General features: G+C 40.3%; 19 protein-coding genes and 1 tRNA gene. 16 read left to right on the forward strand and 4 right to left on the reverse strand.

Features of this window, described 5'->3' with window-relative positions:
• The first annotated feature begins 58 nt into the window (after positions 1-58).
• From DW005_RS00680 to DW005_RS00750, 15 genes are all read left to right on the forward strand, one after another.
• The gene (locus DW005_RS00680) at positions 59-1,096 is read left to right on the forward strand and encodes an FAD:protein FMN transferase (protein WP_117477759.1); all 1,038 of its coding nucleotides are present in this window, start codon (positions 59-61) and stop codon (positions 1,094-1,096) included.
• Positions 1,089-2,768 carry an FMN-binding protein gene (locus DW005_RS00685; protein WP_117477760.1) on the forward strand — a complete coding sequence of 560 codons (1,680 nt, stop codon included), beginning with the start codon at positions 1,089-1,091 and terminating at the stop codon, positions 2,766-2,768. The genes DW005_RS00680 and DW005_RS00685 overlap by 8 nt, the downstream gene beginning before the upstream one ends.
• Positions 2,765-3,184, forward strand: a complete 420-nt coding sequence (locus tag DW005_RS00690; RefSeq protein ID WP_117477761.1) for an FMN-binding protein — start codon at positions 2,765-2,767, stop codon at positions 3,182-3,184. The genes DW005_RS00685 and DW005_RS00690 overlap by 4 nt, the downstream gene beginning before the upstream one ends.
• Entirely contained in the window at positions 3,171-3,953 is a 783-nt protein-coding gene (locus tag DW005_RS00695) for a 4Fe-4S binding protein (protein WP_181974893.1), read from the forward strand. Before DW005_RS00690 ends, DW005_RS00695 begins: the two co-directional genes overlap by 14 nt.
• Positions 3,954-4,004: 51 nt before the next feature.
• Positions 4,005-4,076: transfer RNA gene (locus DW005_RS00700), tRNA-Glu, on the forward strand.
• Between the two features lie 236 nt (positions 4,077-4,312).
• Positions 4,313-6,004, forward strand: a complete 1,692-nt coding sequence (locus DW005_RS00705; RefSeq protein WP_181974894.1) for an endo-1,4-beta-xylanase — start codon at positions 4,313-4,315, stop codon at positions 6,002-6,004.
• A gap of 149 nt (positions 6,005-6,153) precedes the next feature.
• Positions 6,154-6,648: a ribosome maturation factor RimP gene (rimP, locus tag DW005_RS00710; protein ID WP_117477764.1), complete on the forward strand. Its 495-nt coding sequence runs from the start codon at positions 6,154-6,156 to the stop codon at positions 6,646-6,648.
• Between the two features lie 50 nt (positions 6,649-6,698).
• Complete coding sequence (gene nusA, locus DW005_RS00715) at positions 6,699-7,760, forward strand: transcription termination factor NusA (RefSeq protein ID WP_022375799.1); 1,062 nt, start codon at positions 6,699-6,701, stop codon at positions 7,758-7,760.
• A 33-nt stretch (positions 7,761-7,793) separates the two neighbouring features.
• Complete coding sequence (locus tag DW005_RS00720; protein ID WP_022375800.1) at positions 7,794-8,066, forward strand: YlxR family protein; 273 nt, start codon at positions 7,794-7,796, stop codon at positions 8,064-8,066.
• Positions 8,053-8,394, forward strand: coding sequence for a ribosomal L7Ae/L30e/S12e/Gadd45 family protein (locus DW005_RS00725; protein WP_117477765.1), 342 nt, complete (start codon positions 8,053-8,055; stop codon positions 8,392-8,394). Before DW005_RS00720 ends, DW005_RS00725 begins: the two co-directional genes overlap by 14 nt.
• The gene (gene infB / locus DW005_RS00730; RefSeq protein WP_117477766.1) at positions 8,372-11,032 is read left to right on the forward strand and encodes a translation initiation factor IF-2; all 2,661 of its coding nucleotides are present in this window, start codon (positions 8,372-8,374) and stop codon (positions 11,030-11,032) included. The genes DW005_RS00725 and infB overlap by 23 nt, the downstream gene beginning before the upstream one ends.
• Before the next feature lie 27 nt (positions 11,033-11,059).
• Positions 11,060-11,437: a 30S ribosome-binding factor RbfA gene (gene rbfA, locus DW005_RS00735; RefSeq protein ID WP_022375803.1), complete on the forward strand. Its 378-nt coding sequence runs from the start codon at positions 11,060-11,062 to the stop codon at positions 11,435-11,437.
• Positions 11,434-12,369: a bifunctional oligoribonuclease/PAP phosphatase NrnA gene (locus tag DW005_RS00740; RefSeq protein ID WP_117477767.1), complete on the forward strand. Its 936-nt coding sequence runs from the start codon at positions 11,434-11,436 to the stop codon at positions 12,367-12,369. Before rbfA ends, DW005_RS00740 begins: the two co-directional genes overlap by 4 nt.
• 6 nt (positions 12,370-12,375) lie before the next feature.
• Positions 12,376-13,269 (forward strand): tRNA pseudouridine(55) synthase TruB, encoded by an 894-nt coding sequence (gene truB, locus DW005_RS00745; protein ID WP_117477768.1) that lies wholly within the window; start codon positions 12,376-12,378, stop codon positions 13,267-13,269.
• A gap of 16 nt (positions 13,270-13,285) precedes the next feature.
• Complete coding sequence (locus tag DW005_RS00750) at positions 13,286-14,203, forward strand: bifunctional riboflavin kinase/FAD synthetase (RefSeq protein ID WP_117477769.1); 918 nt, start codon at positions 13,286-13,288, stop codon at positions 14,201-14,203.
• Here the strand turns inward: DW005_RS00750 and DW005_RS00755 are convergent.
• Together DW005_RS00755 and DW005_RS00760 are read right to left on the reverse strand one after the other, a co-directional pair.
• Positions 14,124-15,545, reverse strand: a complete 1,422-nt coding sequence (locus DW005_RS00755) for a PLP-dependent aminotransferase family protein (protein ID WP_117477770.1) — start codon at positions 15,543-15,545, stop codon at positions 14,124-14,126. The two genes, DW005_RS00750 and DW005_RS00755, sit on opposite strands and share 80 nt — an antisense overlap.
• Before the next feature lie 81 nt (positions 15,546-15,626).
• Positions 15,627-16,577, reverse strand: coding sequence for an Abi family protein (locus DW005_RS00760; RefSeq protein ID WP_022375808.1), 951 nt, complete (start codon positions 16,575-16,577; stop codon positions 15,627-15,629).
• Positions 16,578-16,840: 263 nt separating this feature from the next.
• Between DW005_RS00760 and DW005_RS00765 the strand changes: the two genes are divergently transcribed.
• Positions 16,841-17,494 carry an HAD family phosphatase gene (locus DW005_RS00765; RefSeq protein ID WP_181974895.1) on the forward strand — a complete coding sequence of 218 codons (654 nt, stop codon included), beginning with the start codon at positions 16,841-16,843 and terminating at the stop codon, positions 17,492-17,494.
• 55 nt (positions 17,495-17,549) lie between these two features.
• Here DW005_RS00765 and DW005_RS00770 read toward each other — a convergent pair whose 3' ends face one another.
• Together DW005_RS00770 and DW005_RS00775 are read right to left on the reverse strand one after the other, a co-directional pair.
• The gene (locus DW005_RS00770) at positions 17,550-19,661 is read right to left on the reverse strand and encodes a glutamine synthetase III (protein ID WP_117477772.1); all 2,112 of its coding nucleotides are present in this window, start codon (positions 19,659-19,661) and stop codon (positions 17,550-17,552) included.
• A 158-nt stretch (positions 19,662-19,819) separates the two neighbouring features.
• Complete coding sequence (locus tag DW005_RS00775; protein WP_181974896.1) at positions 19,820-21,052, reverse strand: D-alanyl-D-alanine carboxypeptidase family protein; 1,233 nt, start codon at positions 21,050-21,052, stop codon at positions 19,820-19,822.
• Positions 21,053-21,114: the final 62 nt, after the last annotated feature.

Here is a 21,114-nt window from a genome sequence, read left to right on the forward strand (position 1 = left end):
CAAAGTGTAGTCTCCCTTGTTTGCTGTACAAAGGAAGATAGAAAGGAAGTTTATTAGAATGAAAAAAACAGTGATATTTCTTTTGCTTGCACTTTTGTGTTTGTGTGGCTGTGGAGAGCAAAGCGGACAAAAAGAAAAACAAAGCAAAAAAGCAACAAAGGAAGTCTTTGCTATGGATACCTATATGACGATTACCACATATGGAGAAAAGGCGGAGGCAGCTGCAACAAAGGCAGTATCGGAAATTGAACGGTTGGATAATCTTCTTAGTACAGGAAAAGATGAAAGTGAGATTGCAATTTTAAACGAGAATGGAAGTGAGATTGTATCAGAAGATACAGCTCAGTTAATTGCAAAATCCTTGGAACTATATCAGGATACGAATGGCGTATTTGATATTTCCATTTATCCATTGATGAAAGAATGGGGATTTGCGACAAAAAAATATAAAGTTCCATCCGACAAAACAATAAATCATTTATTAAAGAATATCGACGCCTCTAAAATTGAGTGGAACAATAAAACCAATTTGGCTGCTTTGCCGGAAGAAATGGAAATTGATTTAGGTGGAATTGCAAAGGGGTATACATCAAATCGTTTAACGCAGATTTTTAAAGAATATCAGTTGACAGGCGGGGTTCTTTCACTGGGTGGAAATGTGCAGACATATGGAACAAAAGAAGATGGAGGCAAGTGGAAGATAGCAATAGAAAATCCAAGTAATTCGCCACTTTCGGGAGACTATCTTGGAGTACTTAAAACTGGAAATATGGCTGTAATTACTTCTGGTGGATATGAGCGTTATTTTGAAAAGAATGGGAAAACGTATCATCATATTTTAGACCCGGCAACCGGAAAACCGGCGAATCATGGTGTGATTAGTGCAACCATAGTAAGCAAGGATGGAACACTTGCGGATGGCTTGTCAACTTCTCTGTTTATTATGGGAAAAGAAAAGGCGGTACAATATTGGAAAAAACACAAAGAACAATTTGATTTTGTTTTATTGCTTAAAGATGGAACAATTGTGATTAGTGAAGGTATTGAAAAAATATTTACATCGGATTTTGACTATGAGGTGGTAAGAGATGAATAATAAATGGAGAAGTCTGTTTTTTTTAACTCCGGCAGTTTGTGTGACAGTATTTGCTGTTTTTGGTTTGCTTTGTAATCAACCGATATTTCCAGTACTTAGTGGAAATGCTCCGGCAGGAAATTTAGAAAAAGTGGCGGATGCAAAAGAGAAAAAGCAAAGTGAGGTCAAGAAAAAAACGGCAAAGAAGATAAAGCAAAAGGGACTGCAGGATGGTGAATATACAGGAAGTGCAAAAGGATTCGGTGGATTGATTGTTGTGAAGGTGCAGATTTTTAAGGGGAAAATAAAAAGCATTGATGTAGTTTCACATGAAAAAGAGACCCCGGCATATTATTCAAAAGCAAAGAAAGTAATTTCCTTGATTTTAAGCAGTCAGTCAACGGATGTGGATACGATAAGTGGAGCAACTTTTTCTTCATCCGGAATTTTACAGGCTGTTCAGAATGCGCTTAGAAATGCGGGAGGGAAAAAAGAAAAATCATCTGTGAAAATAGCAGCGCACAAAACAAATAAAAAAGAACAGAGACAAAATAAGGTTACATCGCTAAAAGGAATTCCAAAGGATGGTGTTTATACCGGGACGGCGGAATGTGAAAAGTTTGGTTATGGGATTTCTCTAAAGGCTAAATTTAAAAATGGAAAAGTTGTAGCACTTTACCAGATGAAAATGCTGCATAATAAAACAAAAGAAAATGTTTCTTATATGCAGAAAGCATGGAAAGGGATGGTCAGAAGAATTTTAAAGAGCCAAAATAAAAACGTAGATGTTATTTCTGGGGCTACCTATTCATCGCAAGCGGTATGGGCGGCTTATCAGAATGCATATGCGAAAGCAATTGGAAAAAAAGAGGAAAAAAATTCGAGACCGAAAGCTACGAAATCACCGATTTTACCGGATTCCAAAGAAAATGTTTCCGTCGGTCAAATCAAAGATGGCAGTTATTTGGTGAAAACAATTTGCAGCCCGGATGCGGACATGGAGTTTGAACCATATACACTGCAGGCAGTGGTTGTGTTCCGTGAAGGACGTTGTGTATCGATCAATAATTTTTCATCGGATTGTGAAGAAAACCAGCCATATTACATAAAGGCAGCAAATGGAACAAAAAAAGAACAGGGCGTTGTTAATCAGATTTTGCAAAAGCAGAAAATTGAGGAGATTTCAGCAGTGTCCGGTGCAACTTGTTCGTCACAGGCAATTTGTAATTTATATAGACAGGCTCTTTTGATGGCTGCGAATACGGATGATAAGGCGAGTGATGTGAAGTCAAGTGAATCTCCGGCTGTAAATTCTCCTAAGCCAGAGGAAACATTGATACCAACGCCCGAACCGTCCTATGCTCCATTACAGCCATTAAAAAATGGAAGTTATTCAGAGACAACGGAGGTTTTGCCGGATGAGGATGGTGATTTTTCAAGTTATCGATTGTCTGCAGATGTTGTTTTTAAAGAAAATGCATTTGCGGGCTTTGAAAACGTGGAAATTTCAGACATCACAAACAAGTTTTATACAAATCGGGCATTAAATGGCACAAGAAAAAGTATGGGTTTATTAAATCAATTAATAGGTGCGCAAAAAGATGATGCACTTGTGGTGACAGGGGCTACCTGCTCGTCTCATGCATTTCTTACTTTATACCGATTGGCATTAGCGGAGGCGAGAAAACAGTGAAAACAAAAGTGATAAAGTGGATAAATATGTTTCTCGTTTTAGCTGTACTTTTTGGTTATCAGTGGATAGCACTGGGAAATCAAAAGAAAAGAGATGATTACAAACAGCAGAAAATGGAAAACGAAAAAAAGATGTTGCCAAAGTGGAAAAATGGTGTTTATTACGGAGAAGCAGAAGGTTTTGGAGGGCCGGTTAAGCTTAAAGTTATAATTCAAAGTAATAAAATTAAGTCAATTACCGTAATTTCTGCAAAGCAGGAAACAAAAGAGTATTGGAATATGGCAGCTACCCTGCTTGATGATATTACAAAAAAGCAGAGCGCAGAGGTGGATGCGGTATCTGGAGCTACCTATTCTTCGAGGGGAATTATAAATGCAGCAAAACAGGCATTGGAGGAAGCAAATGAAAAAAATTAAGAAATTACAGTGGATACGGATTGTCATTCAAGGAATATGTTTTATTTATTTTCCAGCATTGTTTTCGCAGGCATTTTTAGGAATTAAAAATATTTTTGTTTCCATGGGAAAGGGTACTCCGCTTGTATTAAACGACTTTTCTGTGATACTTTTATTATTATGTTTGTTTACTATGTTTTTTGGACGTTTTTTTTGCGGTTTTATGTGTGCATTTGGAGCAATTGGAGACTGGATTTATTGTGCGTCATCCTGGCTGCAAAGAAAAACAAAGAAAAAAACCCCTGAAATTCCAGAGCGTTTTGCCCTGATTTTACAAAAGATAAAATATGTATTGCTGTTTGGGATTATATGCCTGTGTTTTTTGCAAAAAGAAAATTTGTTGAATGAAAATAGTCCATGGACAATATTTTCATTGCTGCGTGCTGGGAATTTTTCGGCTGTTTCTAATTTGTGTGCCATTCTTTTGCTTGTTATTATTGTGGCAGGGATGGCAGTAAAAGAACGTTTCTTTTGTCAGTTTTTATGCCCAATGGGTGCTGTCTTTTCACTATTGCCACAGTTTCCGTTTTTCCGCCTAAGGAGGGGGAGAAGCTGTCTAAATGGCTGTCAGGCATGCAGAAAAAACTGCCCGGTATCAATAAAATTGCAGGAAAATCCATTGCGGGACGGAGAGTGTATCAGCTGCCTGAAATGTACTATGATTTGTCCGAAACAGAATATTCATTATTTGCCAAAAATTAGAAAGAACAAAAAAGATGAAAAAAAATAAAAAAAGTACTTGCAATTTGTTGTCGTCTGTAGTATGATAGCAATTGTTGATGGTCCGTTGGTCAAGCGGCTAAGACACTGCCCTCTCACGGCAGAAACAGGGGTTCGATTCCCCTACGGACTACTATATTTATTTAAAAATTTTTTTAAGAAAGGTCAGGAGACCTTTCTTTTTTTGTGGAAAATATCATAACTTAATAGAACCATTCTTTTTAAATAGGAATGTTCTCTATATAGTATGCATGAATTCAGACCATTTCACTTTTAGAATAGAATAGTACATTTATGTTGACACTGACAGTATATATAATATATTATATAGTCATAGACATTATACATGCGAAGGAGGCATTATTTATCATGAGAAAAACAAAGGTGGTACTCGCCAAGGTTCTCACAGCGGCAATGGTTATTAGTTCATTTGCCGGAGTACAGGGGATTACATCAGAGGCGGCTGCCAAGCCGAAACTATCAAAAAAGAGCGTATCAATTACGGTTGGAAAGACAAAAAAGATTACCGTAAAGAAAGCGAAGAAGTATAAAGTATCATGGAAGATGAAAAGCAAAAAAATTGCATCTTTCAAAAAGAGCGGTAAATATGCAGTAAAAGTTAAGGCTAAGAAAGCCGGTAAGACAACTTTGACAGCAACAATTAAAAAAGGTAAGAAAACAAAGAAGCTGGTTTGTAAAATCACGGTGAAAAAGAACTCACCTAAAGTGACTAAGACCCCGGTGAATACGCCGACAACATCACCTTCCAATGTGCCAAAGACGACAGCAGTACCGACGGCAACCGCAACTGCCAAACCACAGGATACGACACCGGCAATGAAAGAAATTTTTAAAGGTGTCATTGACAATGTCGGAACATGTTTGACTTATAACCAGACATGGAATAAGCGTAAGGAAATGCAGGATGCAAGTACCATGGAATTTGTCGACAAACATTTCAATAGTTTTACATTGGAAAATGAAATGAAGCCGGATAACATGCTGAATAAAAAGACTACAATTTCTGTTGCAGATGCCAAGGCAAAAGGATATGTGATTAGTGACGATTACAAGGAATCCACAGTTCCGGAACTTACATTGGAAACGATTGATGGTGTACTTGCAATTGCCAAACAGCATAACATCCGTATGCGTGCACATACTCTGATGTGGCATCAGCAGACACCAACATGGTTTTTTAAGAAGAATTACGATGATGACGAGGCGGTTGTAGATGAAGCAACGATGAATGCCCGTCTTGAATTCTTTGTTCGAACAGTAATGCGATATACGATGCAGAAAGAAAAAGAATTGACCGGAGAAGTTGGTTCAATCGTATATGCATGGGATGTGTTAAATGAGTACATTCATCGTTCGAATGCTCCCGAAGCGGCAACATGGGTTAGTGTATACGGCGATATGGGATTGAAGCCTACATATGTAAAAGCAGCATTTGAATATGCTTACGACGAATTGAAAAAGGAAAATGTTCAGGATAAAGTAACCTTGTTCTACAATGATTATGACACATATTTTAGTGTAGACGATGAACTTGCCCTTATTTCCTATATTAATGAAGGGGAGAAAGCGAAAATCTGTGGCGGTATCGGTATGCAGAGCCACGTGGATATTAAGCGTCCGACTCTCGAAGAATATGGAAATGCATTAAAAGCATTTATTAATGCAGGACTCGAAGTTCAGATTACGGAGCTTGATATTACGATTAATTTTGATACGGACGAAACCGATGGAAGAACGCCGACATATGCTTATAAAAATGAAAAGGAAACCGATGCTGATCAAGCTGCCTTTACGAAAGATTTTATTAAGCAGATTGTAGATATTCAGAAAAACCGTGACAAGGCCAAAAGCCCGAAAGGAATTACCGGCATTACGGTATGGGGAATCAGCGATCAGACATCCTGGCGCGGCAGTTGTAAGCCATTGTTCTTTAAAAGAAAGAACGTTAGAGTTAAGGACGAGACAACCGGTAAGTACAAAACGGTATATACTTATGTGCCAAAGAAGTCTTATGAGGCAATGATTGAAGCATTAAAATAAAAAAGTTCTTGCCAAACATAGGAAATTGTGTTACTTTATTATATGAAGATACTGTTAATTGATATGAGTGGACTTTGGTCCACTCATTCTTTTCGTGTAGATTCAAATACAGACGGAAGTCATTCCGGCTAAAGAAAAGAGGTTTTGAATTGAGTAAACATCAGGACTATGTACAAAAGACAGAGGCTATAGTAGAGCCGATTCTGCAAAAATACCAATTTGAACTGGTAGATGTGGAATTTGTCAAGGAAGCGGGAAGCTGGCATCTTCGGGTTTATATTGATAAGGAAGGCGGTATTACAATTGATGACCTTACCCTTGTAAATCACGAGCTGAGTGATGAGATGGACAAAGACGATTTCATTGAGGAATCTTATATTTTGGAAGTCAGTTCGCCGGGATTACTGCGTCCGTTTAAGAAGCCGAAAGACTTTATGAGAAACATCGGTGAGGATGTGGAGATGAAATTGTTTTCACCGGTTACATGGGAAGAAAAAGGTAAAAAATATTCAGCCAAAGAATTTGTTGGTGTATTGAAGGAATATCGGGAAGATACGGAGACGATTGTTCTTTCAATGGATGACAGAGAGATGGAAACGCCGGTCAAAGAAATTGCGCTGATTCGCAAATATATAACTTTTTAAGTCGTTGCAGATATACGATAGAATGATTGAATAGGAGGATAATAGAAAAAATGAAAAAGACAGCAGCAAAGAAAGGAAATCCGGAATTAATTGAGGCATTAAATGCCATTGAGAAAGAAAAGGATATCAGCAAAGAGATTTTGCTTGAGGCTATTGAAAATTCACTTGTGGCAGCATGCAAAAATGAGTATGGAAAAGCGGATAATATCCGTGTGAATTTAGACCGTGAGACAGGCGAGTTCCATGTATATCAGGATAAGGTTGTCGTAGAAGAAGTAGAGGATGCCATGCTTGAGATGTCTCAGACAGAGGCAGAGGTGAAATATCCGGGAACCGGACTTGGTGAGACCGTCAGTATTGAGGTGACACCGAAAAACTTTGGACGTATTGCAGCCCAGAAAGCAAAACAGGTTGTTGTTCAGAAAATTCGAGAAGAAGAAAGAAAAGTGCTGTTTGAACAGTATTATGAAAAAGAGCATGATATTGTAACCGGTATGGTACAGCGTTATAACAATGGAAATTATAATGTAAATATTGGCAAAATTGATGCCGTACTTACCAAACAGGAGCAGGTTCCAAGTGAGCACTTTGAGGCACATGACAGAATTAAGCTTTATGTGACAGAAGTAAAGGATACACCAAGAGGACCGAGAATTGTGATTTCACGTACACATCCGGAACTGGTAAAACGTTTGTTTGAATCCGAAGTTGCTGAAATTCAGAGTGGTGTTGTGGAAATTAAAAATGTATCCCGTGAAGCAGGTTCCCGTTCTAAGATTGCGGTTTACAGCAACAATCCTGATGTGGATGCCGTAGGTGCCTGTGTTGGTATGAACGGTGCGCGTGTCAATGCTGTAGTTGATGAGTTATATGGAGAAAAAATTGACATTGTAGAGTGGAACGAAGATCCGGCTATTTTCATTGAGCATGCTCTCAGCCCATCCAAAGTCGTATCGGTTACGGTTGATCCTAGCGAAAAGAGTGCAGAGGTCATTGTTCCGGATTATCAGTTGTCTCTTGCCATTGGTAAAGAGGGTCAGAATGCAAGACTGGCTGCCCGATTGACAGGATATAAAATCGATATTAAGAGCGAAACACAAAGTTTATCGTAAGTTCTTTTATGATATGGAAAGGAGGAATGCGGCATGCAGGAGCGAAAAAAACCACAAAGACAGTGTATTGCCTGCAGAGCGTGCAGGGATAAACAGGATTTAATTCGTGTCGTGAAAACAAAGGAAGGCGAAATTATGCTTGACCGTACGGGACGAAAAAATGGCAGAGGAGCGTATCTTTGTGCGAATGAGGAGTGTTTGAAAAAAGCATGGAAAAGCAACGCTCTAAGCCGGTCATTCCGAATGAATGTAAAAGAAGAAACGTATCTATTGTTAGAAAGGCAGTTAAAAGATGGTACAGATTAGAAAGGTCCTCGGTTCTTTAGGACTGGCGATGAAGGCCGGCGATGTGGTCAGCGGAGAATTTATGACGGAGAAAGCGATTCGTGAGGGGATTGCAAGACTCGTTATAGTCGCTAAAGATGCATCCGGTAATACCAAAAAGAAATTTGCAGATTCGTGTCATTTTTACCATGTTCCTTATGTGGAGTTTGGGGACAAAGAAATGCTTGGCAAGGCAATCGGAAAGGAATTCCGGGCGTCTGTAGCAGTGACAAATAGTGGATTTGCAAAAGCAATTGGCAAGAATTTAGATTTGGAGGTAACAAAGTATGGCAAAAATGAAAATATATGAGATTGCCCGAAGCATACAGCAGCAGGACAAAAATATAAAAAGTGGCGATTTGGTAACACTTTTAAATGAGAACGGATTCGAAGTAAAAGGTGCAAACAGCAATATCGAAGACGAAGCAATTGGATTTCTGATGAACTATTTCAAAAAGAAAAAAGCGGCAGCAAAGGCAGAGCCAAAAGAGGAAGTAAAAACACCGGTTAAAGAGGAGCCAAAGGTTGAGAAAAAAGAAGAGCCGAAGGTTGAGAAGAAAGTGGAAGAAAAGAAAGAAGAACCTAAGGTAGAAAAGAAGCCGGAGGAGAAAAAGCCGGAAGAAAAGAAACCAGAAGAAAAGAAACTAGAAGAAAAGAAACCGGTAGAGAAGAAGCCGGAAGAGAAAAAAGTTTCTTCACAGAAACCTCAGCAGCCAAAGAAAAACGATAATTACCGTAAGCCAAACAATAACGGTCAGGGACGTAACGATAGAAATGACAGAAACGATAGAGACCGCCGAAATGGAAACGGTAATGGTTCCCGTCCGGATAACCGCGGGAATAATGGCAATAACAACGGCCGCCGAAACGACAGAAATGACAGAGACCGCCGCGCCAATAACAACGGACAAAATTCACGCGGAGACAACCGCCGCAACGGAAACGGTAATGGAAATAACAACAACCGCGTGTTTGAGCGTTTTGAGAAGGCGCAGAGCGGATTTGACGGAATTAAACAGGAGCAGAAAAACTCCCGTCAGAGAAACCGTAAGAAAGATGATAGAAATAATAAACCAGGTGGTTACCGCAAGAGTACGAAGGAAGAAATGAGCAGAATCCGCTCCAAAAAGGATCCGAACCGTAAGGGAGCTTTCATTAAGCCGGAACCGGTAAAACAGGAGCCGGAAGAAGAAATTAAGCAGATTACAATTCCGGAATCTTTAACCATCCGCGAATTGGCAGATAAGATGAAGATGCCGGCGGCAGCTTTAGTTAAGAAATTGTTTATGCAGGGTCAGATGGTTTCTCTGAATCAGGAAATCACTTTTGATGAAGCAGAAGAAATCGCTCTTTCTTTCGATATTATTGCGGAACTGGAAGAAAAAGTAGATATGGTAGCGGAACTTCTCAAAGAGGAAGAAGAGGACGAAAGCAAGATGAAAAAACGTCCACCGGTTGTCTGCGTAATGGGTCACGTTGACCACGGTAAGACTTCCCTTCTGGATGCCATTCGTGAGACTGATGTAACGGAACATGAGGCTGGTGGTATTACACAGCATATCGGTGCTTATGTTGTCCGCATTAATGGTGAAAAAATTACATTTTTGGATACACCGGGACATGAGGCATTTACCTCTATGCGTATGCGTGGTGCACAGTCAACAGACGTAGCAGTGCTTGTTGTCGCAGCAGATGATGGTGTTATGCCGCAGACGGTAGAAGCGATTAACCATGCCAAAGCAGCCGGTGTAGAAATTATTGTAGCAATTAACAAAATTGATAAAGAAGGCGCAAACATCGAGCGGGTAAAACAGGAGTTGTCTGAATATGAACTGATTCCGGAAGAGTGGGGCGGAAGTACCATTTTCTGTCCGGTATCGGCACATACAAAAGAAGGTATTTCAAACCTTTTGGAAATGATTATTCTGACAGCGGAAGTTTTGGAACTCAAAGCAAATCCAAAACGCCGTGCAAGAGGTATTGTAATTGAAGCGCAGCTGGATAAAGGACGTGGACCGGTTGCAACCGTTTTGGTACAGAAAGGTACATTAAACGTTGGTGACCATATTGCCGTAGGAACTGCTTATGGTAAAGTCCGTGCGATGCTTGACCACAAGGGAGAGCGTGTAAAACAGGCAACACCTTCGACACCGGTTGAGATTCTTGGTCTGAATGGCGTGCCAAGTGCCGGAGAAATTTTTGTTGCTACAGAAAATGATAAAGAAGCAAAACAGATTGCACAGGCTTATGTAGACCAGGGTAAAGATAAACTTTTGGAGGAAACAAAAGCGAAGAAACTTTCTTTAGATGGACTGTTTAGTCAGATTCAGGCAGGTAATGTCAAAGAATTGAACTTGATTATCAAAGCTGATGTGCAGGGGTCTGTTGAGGCCGTAAAACAGAGTCTTGTTAAATTAAGTAATGAAGAGGTTGCTGTTCGTGTGATTCACGGTGGTGTTGGTGCCATCAATGAATCGGATGTAAGTTTGGCAAGTGCATCCAATGCAATTATCATTGGGTTTAACATCCGCCTTGACAATGCAGCAAAAGAGACAGCAGACAGAGAAAATGTAGATGTACGTTTGTATCGTGTCATTTACGATGCAATCGAAGATATTGAGGCAGCGATGAAAGGTATGCTTGAGCCGATTTATGAAGAGAAAGTCATTGCTCACGCAGAAGTCCGCCAGACATTCAAGGCTTCCGGTGTTGGTACGATTGCCGGTTCTTACGTTTTGGACGGTAAGATTGAGCGCGGATGTCGTGCACGTATTACGCGTGAGGGCGAGCAGATTTTCGAGGGCGATTTGTCAAGTTTGAAGCGTTTCAAAGACGATGTCAAAGAAGTGGCTGCCGGTTATGAATGTGGTCTTGTATTTGATGGATTTAATGATTTGCAGGAAGAAGACCAGATTGAATGCTACAAGATGGTTGAGGTTCCGAGATAGTCAAATCGTTAGGAACGGAGATGGAAAATGAGAAAAAACAGTGTAAAAAATATTCGTATTAACAGCGAAGTACAGCGTGAAATGAGCCAGATTATCCGCGAAGACATTAAGGATCCGCGAATTCATCCGATGACTTCGGTGATGGCTTGTGAAGTAACGCCGGATTTGAAATTCGCTAAAATTTATGTGAGCGTTCTCGGCGATGATGAGGCGAAGGAAAAGACGATGGAGGGACTCAAAAAGAGTGCCGCTTACGCCAGACATCAGTTAGCGCACCGTATGAATCTCAGGAATACACCGGAATTAACATTTATTCTGGATACTTCCATTGAGTATGGTGTGGAGATGTCGAAGAAAATCCGCGAGTTGAATCACCGTGATGAGGACGGGGGTGACAGCGAATGAGTAAACTGCTGTCAGCAATAGAAAAAGCAGAAACGATTGCCATTGGCGGGCATGTGCGCCCGGATGGCGATTGTATCGGTTCCTGCATGGGATTGTTCCGGTACATAAAAAAGAATTATCCGGACAAACAGGTCTGCGTTTATGTGGAAGAGATACCGGATGCTTTTGATTACCTAAAGGAAGAAGATGCTTTCTATGAAAAGCCTTCCTACGACTTGTTCATTTCTCTTGACTGCGGAGATGAGGAGCGTCTTGGTGATGCACAAAAGGTGATGGAAAAAACGCCGTATGTGTTAAATATTGATCATCACATTACAAATACAAAGTTTGGCAATGAAAATGTTGTAAAAGAAGCAAGTTCAACCTGTGAGATTTTGTATGGTCTGATGGAGGAAGAAAAGTTAGATGCCGGCATTGCCGGTGCACTCTATACCGGAATCGTCCATGATACCGGTGTGTTTAAACATTCAAACACAACAAAAGAGACTATGGAAATTGCCGGAAAGCTGATTGCTTTTGGAATCCCGTTTGGCAAGATTATCGATGATAGTTTTTATCGAAAAACGTATAAACAGCTTCAGATTATGGGACGCTGTCTGATGGAAAGTGTCCGCATTATGGATGGGCGCTGTTTGTTTTCCATTGTGCGTCAGAATGTGATGAAATTGTATGAGGCAAAGCCATCGGATTTGGATGGAATTATTGATGAAATGCGAACGACAGAGGGTGTCGAGGTGGCAATTTTACTTGATGAGAGAGAACAGGGCGAGTTTAAGGTAAGCATGCGCTCGAATGAGATTGTCGATGTCAGTGTTATCGCCCGCTATTTTGGTGGCGGCGGTCACGTAAGAGCGGCAGGCTGTGCCATTAAAGGCTCTGCATTTGATGTAATCAATAATCTGACCGGGCATATTGAAAAACAGCTGGGGTAGTCAAACATGAATGGAATTATTAATGTATATAAAGAGCGTGGTTTTACTTCTCACGATGTGGTGGCAAAACTGCGCGGCATTCTTCATATGAAAAAAATAGGGCATACCGGAACGCTCGACCCAGATGCGACCGGTGTGCTTCCTGTATGCATAGGGAAGGCAACAAAAGTCTGCGGGCTTCTCACGGACAAAGATAAGACTTATCGTGCTGTTGTAAAACTAGGTGTTACGACAAATACCGAGGATATGACAGGAGAAATTCTTTCCCATCATCCGGTGTCGATTACGAAGGAACAGATTGAAATGGCAGTTTCTAAGTTTGTGGGTGAAATCGAACAGATTCCACCGATGTATTCTGCCATAAAAATAAATGGCAAGAAACTTTATGAATTGGCAAGACAGGGGAAAGAAGTTGAGCGGAAAGCCCGCAAGGTGACAATTTACGAAATTAAAGTGTTGTCGATTGATTTTTCGGAAAATGAATTTACGATGGAAGTAAGCTGTTCCAAAGGAACGTATATCCGTACACTCTGCAAAGATATTGGAGAGTTCCTTGGGTGCGGTGCGGCGATGAAAACTCTTGTGCGCACTCGTGTTTCTGAGTTTTTTTTAGAGCAGGCACTTACGTTAGGGCAGATAGAGCAGGCAGTAAAAGAGGGAAAGATACAGGATTATCTGATTCCGATTGATGCCATGTTTTCAGATTTAAAAGACTGTGTGGTATCGGATGAAGCACTGCGCCTTTTACTTAATGGAAACTGCATTGCAAGAAAAGATACTTCATATCAGACACCAAAAGACAAAGAGCAGGTAAGAATGTATTCCATGGAGAATGAATTTTATGCGATTTACGAATACCGCCAAAAGGAGGATAAGTATTTCGTAGTGAAGATGTTTTAGAATTGAGGAATGACGTATGAAAATAATACGAAATTTAGAGTTTCAGGGAAAACAGACAGCGGTTTGTATCGGCAAATTTGACGGGATTCATAAAGGGCACCGTCTGCTGATTGAACAGGCAAAAAAAGAAAACAAACCGATTGTTATGATTTCGTTTTCCGTGGATGAAGCGAAGGTTTTGTATACGCCTTATGAAAAAGAAAAATTAGCAGAATATTTAGGAATTGATTGTCTGCTTGAGATTCCTCTGACGAAGGAATTTTGCAGCCAGACGCCGGAGGAGTTTGCAAAAAAATTATTGTGTGATACCTGCGATGCCGCATCGGTTATCGTTGGCAGTGATTTTCGGTTTGGTGCAGGCAGAAGCGGGGATACGGATACGCTGCAGCAGTTAGGAGAAAAACTTGGATTTTCGGTAACGGTTCTTTCTAAATTGGAATTAGGCGGTGAGGTCGTGAGCAGTACCAGAATCCGCTCACTGATTGCAAAGGGTAAGATGGAACAGGCAAATGAACTTTTGGGAACACCTTATTTTCTCACCGGTGTAGTACAAAAGGGAAATCAACTGGGACGGACGATGGAAACACCAACGGCAAATATATATCCGGATGCACATAAAGTGCTGCCACCATATGGTGTGTATGCGGTTTTTGTTGATGTAGAAGGAAAAAGGTATAAAGGAATTTGTAACCTTGGAGTAAAGCCGACCATCCCCGGTGAGAATGAAGTCGGCTTTGAGGTTTGGCTGTTTAATTTCTCCGGTGATTTATATGACAAAGAATTAACAGCATACTTTGTCTCATTTTTGCGGGAAGAGAGAAAGTTTGCTTCTCTTACGCAATTAAAAGAACAGATTACAAGAGATACGGTTTTGGCGAAGCAAATACTTTCTCAGAAAGAGAGCGAATGGCATCCGGAATCGTTTCTTCACTGAGGTTTGCAAAACCGAGAAGAAAAGTTGGAAGATAGTGGAAAGGAAGATTCTGGTAATATCTCTTTAATGATTTTAAAGGCATACCAAGTGTTTTGGCCCTGCGTAATATTTCTTCTTCAGGCTGTGATCCCAAATAGCGGATAAGCACATATAACCCGGCATTGTCGCCGGATATTTCAAGAATTTTTTCAGGGAAATACTTCTGCAGTTGTTCCATCATGCAGTCGTGTTTCCCTTTGTATATTTTTCTCATGCGGTTTAAGTGTTTTTCAAAGTATCCCTGTTTAATAAAATCGGTTAAAATTGCCTGCTCAATACGTGAAACCGGGCAGGAGTAATTGTCAATCAGACGTTCAAAACGTGGCAGCAATGCCATCGGCAACACCATGTAACCGGTTCTTATAGCAGGTGAAATGGCTTTGGAAAATGTTCCGATATAGATGACCTTTCCTGCTTTGTCTAAACTTTGCAGCGCGGGAATCGGTTTTCCTTTATAGCGGAATTCGCTGTCGTGGTCATCCTCCAAAATATAGCGGTTTTCTTTCTTTTCTGCCCAGTGCAGAAGCTTTTGTCTGGTGGAAACCGGCATAACACTGCCGAGCGGAAACTGATGACTTGGCGTTACATAGCAGATGTCTGCGTTTGTTTTTGCAAGTGCCAAAACATCCATGGTGTTTTCCTTTAGCGGAATATCCAGAATGGAATAACCATTGGTCGAGAGAACCTGACGCGCACTCAAATATCCGGGGTCTTCCATGGCAAATATGGTTTCCCTGGAAAAAAGGATGCACAACATCTGAAGAAGATTGGAAAGTCCGGCACCGATGATAATTTGTTCCGGGCGGCATATAACCCCACGGGAACCACGAAGATAATTCGCAATTGCCTGACGAAGCGGCAAATCCCCTTTGGCATCACCGGCACTGAAATTGGATGGTAAATCCAGCTGGTTTTTTCCAATGGATTTCCAAATCGAATAAGGAAAATGTTCTAAATCAATGGAATCCGGGTTAAAATCAAAGCGTACCGGTGGTGCTTCCTTTGTGTTTTTTTTATTATTTTCTTTTTGTGGAGCAGAAGTCGGGATTTGCTTTAAATGCGTAACGTGGTTTGCAAAATATCCCTGTCTTGGGCGGGCGTCTAGATATCCTTCGGCAACCAACTGGTCGTAGGCGGTATCCACCGTGCTCCGGCTCACATTTAGGTTTGCGGCTAAATTACGTGCCGATGGCAGTTTTTCTTCTGCAGCAATATTTCCATTCAATATCTCTTTGCGGATGTATTCATAAATCTGTATATAAAAAGGTTTTAAGTTGGTATTATCAAGTGGTATGGTTATCATATAAAAAGTCCTCCTAATTAAGCATACCAATAGTATATCAAATGAAAGGACAGGAGGCAAATGATATATTATTACCGACTGCTAGCATAATTTGTAGCGCGTGATGCTTGACCAATTCGGTGGGAAATGCATTGCTTTGAGAAGTTTGTCTCTTTGGGATTGAGAGGTTGCTTTTGTAAAAGTGTTAAATAATTGGGTTAGTTTCCTCTTGAAAATTATAAAATCCTCTGTGTCAAGCATATATCGAAATGCTATTAATAATGCAAATACATCGTGTTTGCCGTAAAGATATTGGGTACCTTTTTGAGGAATGCCAAGTTTTTTATGTAATACAGTGTCAGGTATTTCAAAGCGTGTTTGGAAAGAAAAAAGTCGCTCGTTATGTGCACATAGATTACGAAATATAGTAAAAATCCTTAAATATTGGATTAATTCTTTTTCTGTAATGTTGTCATAATGGATACTGATTTTAGATTTTATGCTAGGGTGCATAAAGGAGTACATTTTGGAAGTTTGTCCCATGGTAAGAGTTTTCATTATTACCCACAATGGAACATTTCCATAGGTATTTCGCTGATATACAACATAATTGTGTTCTGTGTTTTTTGTGGCCTCATATGTTAATTTAGAAATTAGTTTTGAAATATGATAACGATTTGTTTTAGAAATATTATAGTTTGCAGAGTTTAAATATGCTGCTTGATTTTCAGAAAAAACTTCGCAGAAAGAATAGGAAATCAGCGAACGGATTTTTTGCTCAATATGGCAAATATATTTAAAAACAAGCGAACGAAGATTTTCATCGAAGTCGTATAAGGCAACAATATCTGTAAAGTTTGTACCTTTTTCATAAGTTCTTGTCATTGGATTGTAAAATATATCCTTGTAGCCATCAATTAAAGAGTAATAGCCAATGTTTAGTAATTTGTTTTTGGCATAGGATAGATTGGAAATATTAAGATGCTTTTTTTGAATTAGGTTATTTAATTGTTCAAAGTATGTAATAAAAGGTTTCGTTAATTTCTTTTGCATAAAAATCCTCCCATAAAATTTTGGTATAAAAAAGGAAGGCCCGCAGGTCTTCCTTCCGGTCGCAGGCATCGCAAGTTTCTGCAACCTAATCACTACAGACATATTATCACACATATCCGCCAAATGCAAGCAGTATATGTGATAAATCTGCAATAATAATATATGCATGAGCGGATGTTTTAATACAAATTGCCTTTACATCTATTTTTTGCTATACTAAAGCGGTAGAATCTATGTATAAAGAAATGGAGATGAATACCCGGATGAAAAAGCAGATAATTTTTGATATGGATGGTGTTCTGTTTGATACAGAAAATCTCGTCTTTTCATGCTGGAAATTTGCTGCCGGTAAATTTATGCTGACCGGTATTGAGGATGTTTTTTATCAGGTGATTGGCGTGTCATCGGAAGGAACAAAAAAGGTATTTTCCAAAACGTATGGCGATAAATTAGATTATGCACAGTTTCGTGAGGAGACGCACCGAATGTTTGATGAAAAAATAGAGAAAAACGGTGTGCCGTTAAAAACCGGTGCAAGAGAGTTATTGCAGTTTTTGAAGATTAATGGATGGCGGGTTGGTCTGGCTTCCTCGACACGTGTTCAGCGTGTGGAAGAAATGTTAAAAGCGACGAATTTATATGATTTCTTTGAGGTTATAGTTGGCGGTGACATGATAGAAAAAAGCAAACCGGAACCAGACATTTACTTAAATGTATGTGAAAAGATGAAAATAAATCCAAAAGACACATATGCAGTTGAAGATTCACACAATGGTGTCCGCTCGGCTGCTGCGGCTGGACTTAGAGTGTTGCACGTGCCGGATATGTTAAAGCCAACAAAAGAAATGGAACAATTGTCCTACATGATTTTCCCGGATTTAATTGAAGTGAGAGAGTATCTTGCTAAAAATGCTTAAAAAAATCCTCCTGCAAATATGCGGGAGGATTTTTTTTGTTATATTCTGATTTGTATTAAACTTCAAACAGCATATCACCGTAAGATGGTACCGGCCAGTACTCTTTATCAACAATCATTTCCAACTCATCGATTGGTGCACGTAAGTCTGCCATTGCGGTAAATACGGTGTCACGGAAGAATTCAGCCTGTTCTTTTCCTTCTTCCATAGCATTTGCTTTCTTATCTGCATCTTTCAAAGCATACAGAGCAGTCTGTGCTTTTGCAAGGAGAGAAGAGCATGTAGTAAGCAAATCTTTCTGAACGGACAAGTCTGCTTCTGCACAAGCAGCAGAAATGCTGTTAATTGAATCACCAAGACTTGTTACATAACTAATGATGGCCGGGATGTATTCCTTAGAAGCCATATGAATCATTGTCTTAGCTTCGATGTTGATTGCTTTTGCGTAAGCTTCGTAGTTAATCTCTGCACGAGACTCAAGCTCAGTCTTTGTATAAACATGCTGTCTCTCAAACATCTCGATGGTTTTTGGATAGAGAAGAGAAGCAGTTGCATCTACCATTGTTTTTACGTTTGGAAGACCACGTTTTTCAGCTTCTGCAATCCACTCATCGGAGTAACCGTTTCCGTTAAAGATTACTTTCTGATGTTCTTTCAATGTCTCGTAAATAATTTCATCTACAGTCTTATCTAAGTCATCTGCTTTTTCCATGCGGTCAGCCATACTCTGAAGTACATCAGCAACTGTTGCATTAAGTACGGTATTTGCACCGGCAATTGACATGGAAGAAGCAACCATACGGAACTCAAATTTATTTCCGGTAAAGGCAAATGGTGATGTGCGGTTACGATCAGTTGCATCCTTTTTGATTGGTGGGATGGTGTGTACACCGATATCCATACGCTCGCCCTTATTACTGTGAGTAGCAGTACCATTTTGTAAAATCTGCTCTACGATATCCTCTAACTGCTCGCCGAGGAAAATAGAAATGATAGCCGGAGGTGCCTCATTTGCACCAAGGCGATGGTCATTTCCAGGATTGGAAGCAGACATACGTAACAGTGCGGCATTATCATCTACAGCAGCGATAACAGCGGATAAAAACAGAAGGAACTGTTTGTTATCATATGGTGTTTTGCCGGGACTTAATAAGTTCTTTCCTGTATTAGTAACCAAAGACCAGTTATCATGTTTTCCGGAACCGTTTACGCCGGCAAATGGCTTCTCGTGAAGAAGACACTCAAAATTGTGACGGCGTGCCACTTTTTTCATTGTCTCCATAACTAACTGGTTGTGGTCAGTTGCAATGTTTGCTGTGCTGTAAATCGGAGCCATCTCATGCTGAGCAGGAGCCACTTCGTTATGCTGTGTTTTTGACAAAATGCCAAGTTTCCACAATTCATCATTTAATTCACGCATAAATGCTGCCTGACGCTCGCGGATTGTACCAAAGTAGTGGTCATCCAATTCCTGTCCTTTTGGCGGCATATGTCCAAACAATGTACGACCGGTAAAGATTAAGTCGTCACGCTGTAAAAACTGTTCTCTGTCAATTAAGAAATATTCCTGCTCCGGTCCTACAGAACATTTTACATTGGTAACATCCTCATCGCCAAGTAAGTTCAGAACGCGGACAGCCTGTTTGCTGATTGCTTCCATCGAGCGGAGAAGAGGAGTCTTTTTGTCAAGTGCCTCTCCCGTATAAGAGCAGAATGCGGTAGGAATACAAAGAACCGTACCGATTGCATCCTCACGGAGAAATGCCGGTGATGTACAATCCCATGCAGTATAACCTCTGGCTTCGAATGTAGCACGGAGTCCGCCGGATGGGAAAGAAGAAGCATCTGGTTCACCTTTAATCAATTCTTTACCGGAGAACTCAAGTACAGCGTGTGCATTGGATTCCGGACTTAAGAATGAGTCATGTTTTTCGGCTGTTACACCGGTCATTGGCTGGAACCAGTGGGTATAATGAGTAGCACCGTTTTTTAATGCCCATTCTTTCATTGCATGAGCAACCACGTTTGCTACTTCAGGAGCCAGCTCCTCACCATTTTCAATGGTATCCCTCAACTGGGCGTATGTCTTCTTTGGCAGGTATTCCTGCATGACATCGTCGTTAAAAACTTTTGTTCCAAAAACATCTTCGATTACATTTTTTTGCATAGTTAATTCCTTCCTTCCCATGTTATTTGAATTGCAGACGCCTGACAAAAAAGAAAGGTGTCCCCATGAATGAGAACACCTTCGTTCTTGTAAAACGTACTATGCGTATACCATATCATGTTTACTTTCAAAAGTAAAGAGTTTTTTTGAAAATATTTTTATGATAGGCAAAAGATATCCATCCATTGATTCAACACTTGTTTTATTGTATCAGAAAAACAGGATTTTTCAATGCTTTCTGACGGGAAAACCTCGGTTTTCTGAAAAAGTTTATTATTTATATAGAAAGAAATGCTTCCGATGGGTGTGTTTTTTCGTATTGGCGCACAAAGTGCAGTCGGAATTCGGTATACGATTTTCAAAGAATCAAAGGAAGCAGTAAGTGTTTCTTTCGGGATAATCGGTTTGAGAGATACAAACTTTTTTTTGCCATCCTTTACCGGGATTTTGGCAAGGGCAAGGTTTTGAACCGGAAGCGGTGTTTTCTGAAAATAAAAAAAACCATAATCCATTAAACTCTTTGTGTCACTCCACTTGAATGACTTGTTTGGCGGCCATCCGCTGGCAAGAACACAACTGGTAAGCGTGATGCCGTTTTTCTTTGCGGCTCCGACAAAACAGTAACCGGCTTTTCCGGTAAATCCGGTTTTGATACCGAGCGCGCCTTCATAATAAGAAAGGAAAGCGTCATGGTTTGTCAGACTGTAGTGGTACTTTCCGGAGCAGTCAGAAAAAGAATGAGATTTTGTCTGCACCAGAGAAAGGAAGTCTTTGTTTTTTATAGCATAGGAAGCGAGCTTACACATATCCGAAGCAGTGCTGTAATGACCATTTGCGTCGAGTCCGTTTGGTGTGATAAAATGAGTCGAAGACATGCCAAGAAGGTTTGCCTTCTGATTCATTTTTGCTGCGAAACCGGAAACAGAGCCGCCAAGGTGTTCGGCAATTGCGACTGCCGTGTCATTGTGGGATTCCAGCATGAGAGAGTACAAAAGATCTTTCATATAATACTGTCTTCCAGGCTGCATACCAAGATGGACTTTTGGCATCCCGGCTGCCTTTTTGCTTGCAATGACCACATCGTTAAGCTTATTTGACTCCAGTGCTAAAAGGGCGGTCATGATTTTGGTGGTACTTGCCATTGGCACTTTTTTGTCCGTGTTTTTACTATATAGAATGCGATGGGAACCGGCATCCATCAGGCAGGCATAGGAGGCGTGTAAAATAAGTGGATTTGGTGTCTGCTCCATGGCGTTGATTTGAATGACAGGCTCCGGCAGAACAGGAACAAAATCCGAAGAATCGGTGGAGCTAAATTGTCTGTCCCACAGAATATGGAATGCGGTCAGGGCACATAATAAAAGGATGGCAAAGCATTTTTTTTGTTTCATAAAAAGGCCACCAGACATTTTTTTACAGTATATGAGGAATTTGAAAAAATAATTCAAATAGT

The sequence above is a fragment of the Clostridium sp. AF36-4 genome (assembly GCF_003435975.1).
Lineage (GTDB): Bacteria > Bacillota > Clostridia > Lachnospirales > Lachnospiraceae > Eubacterium_F.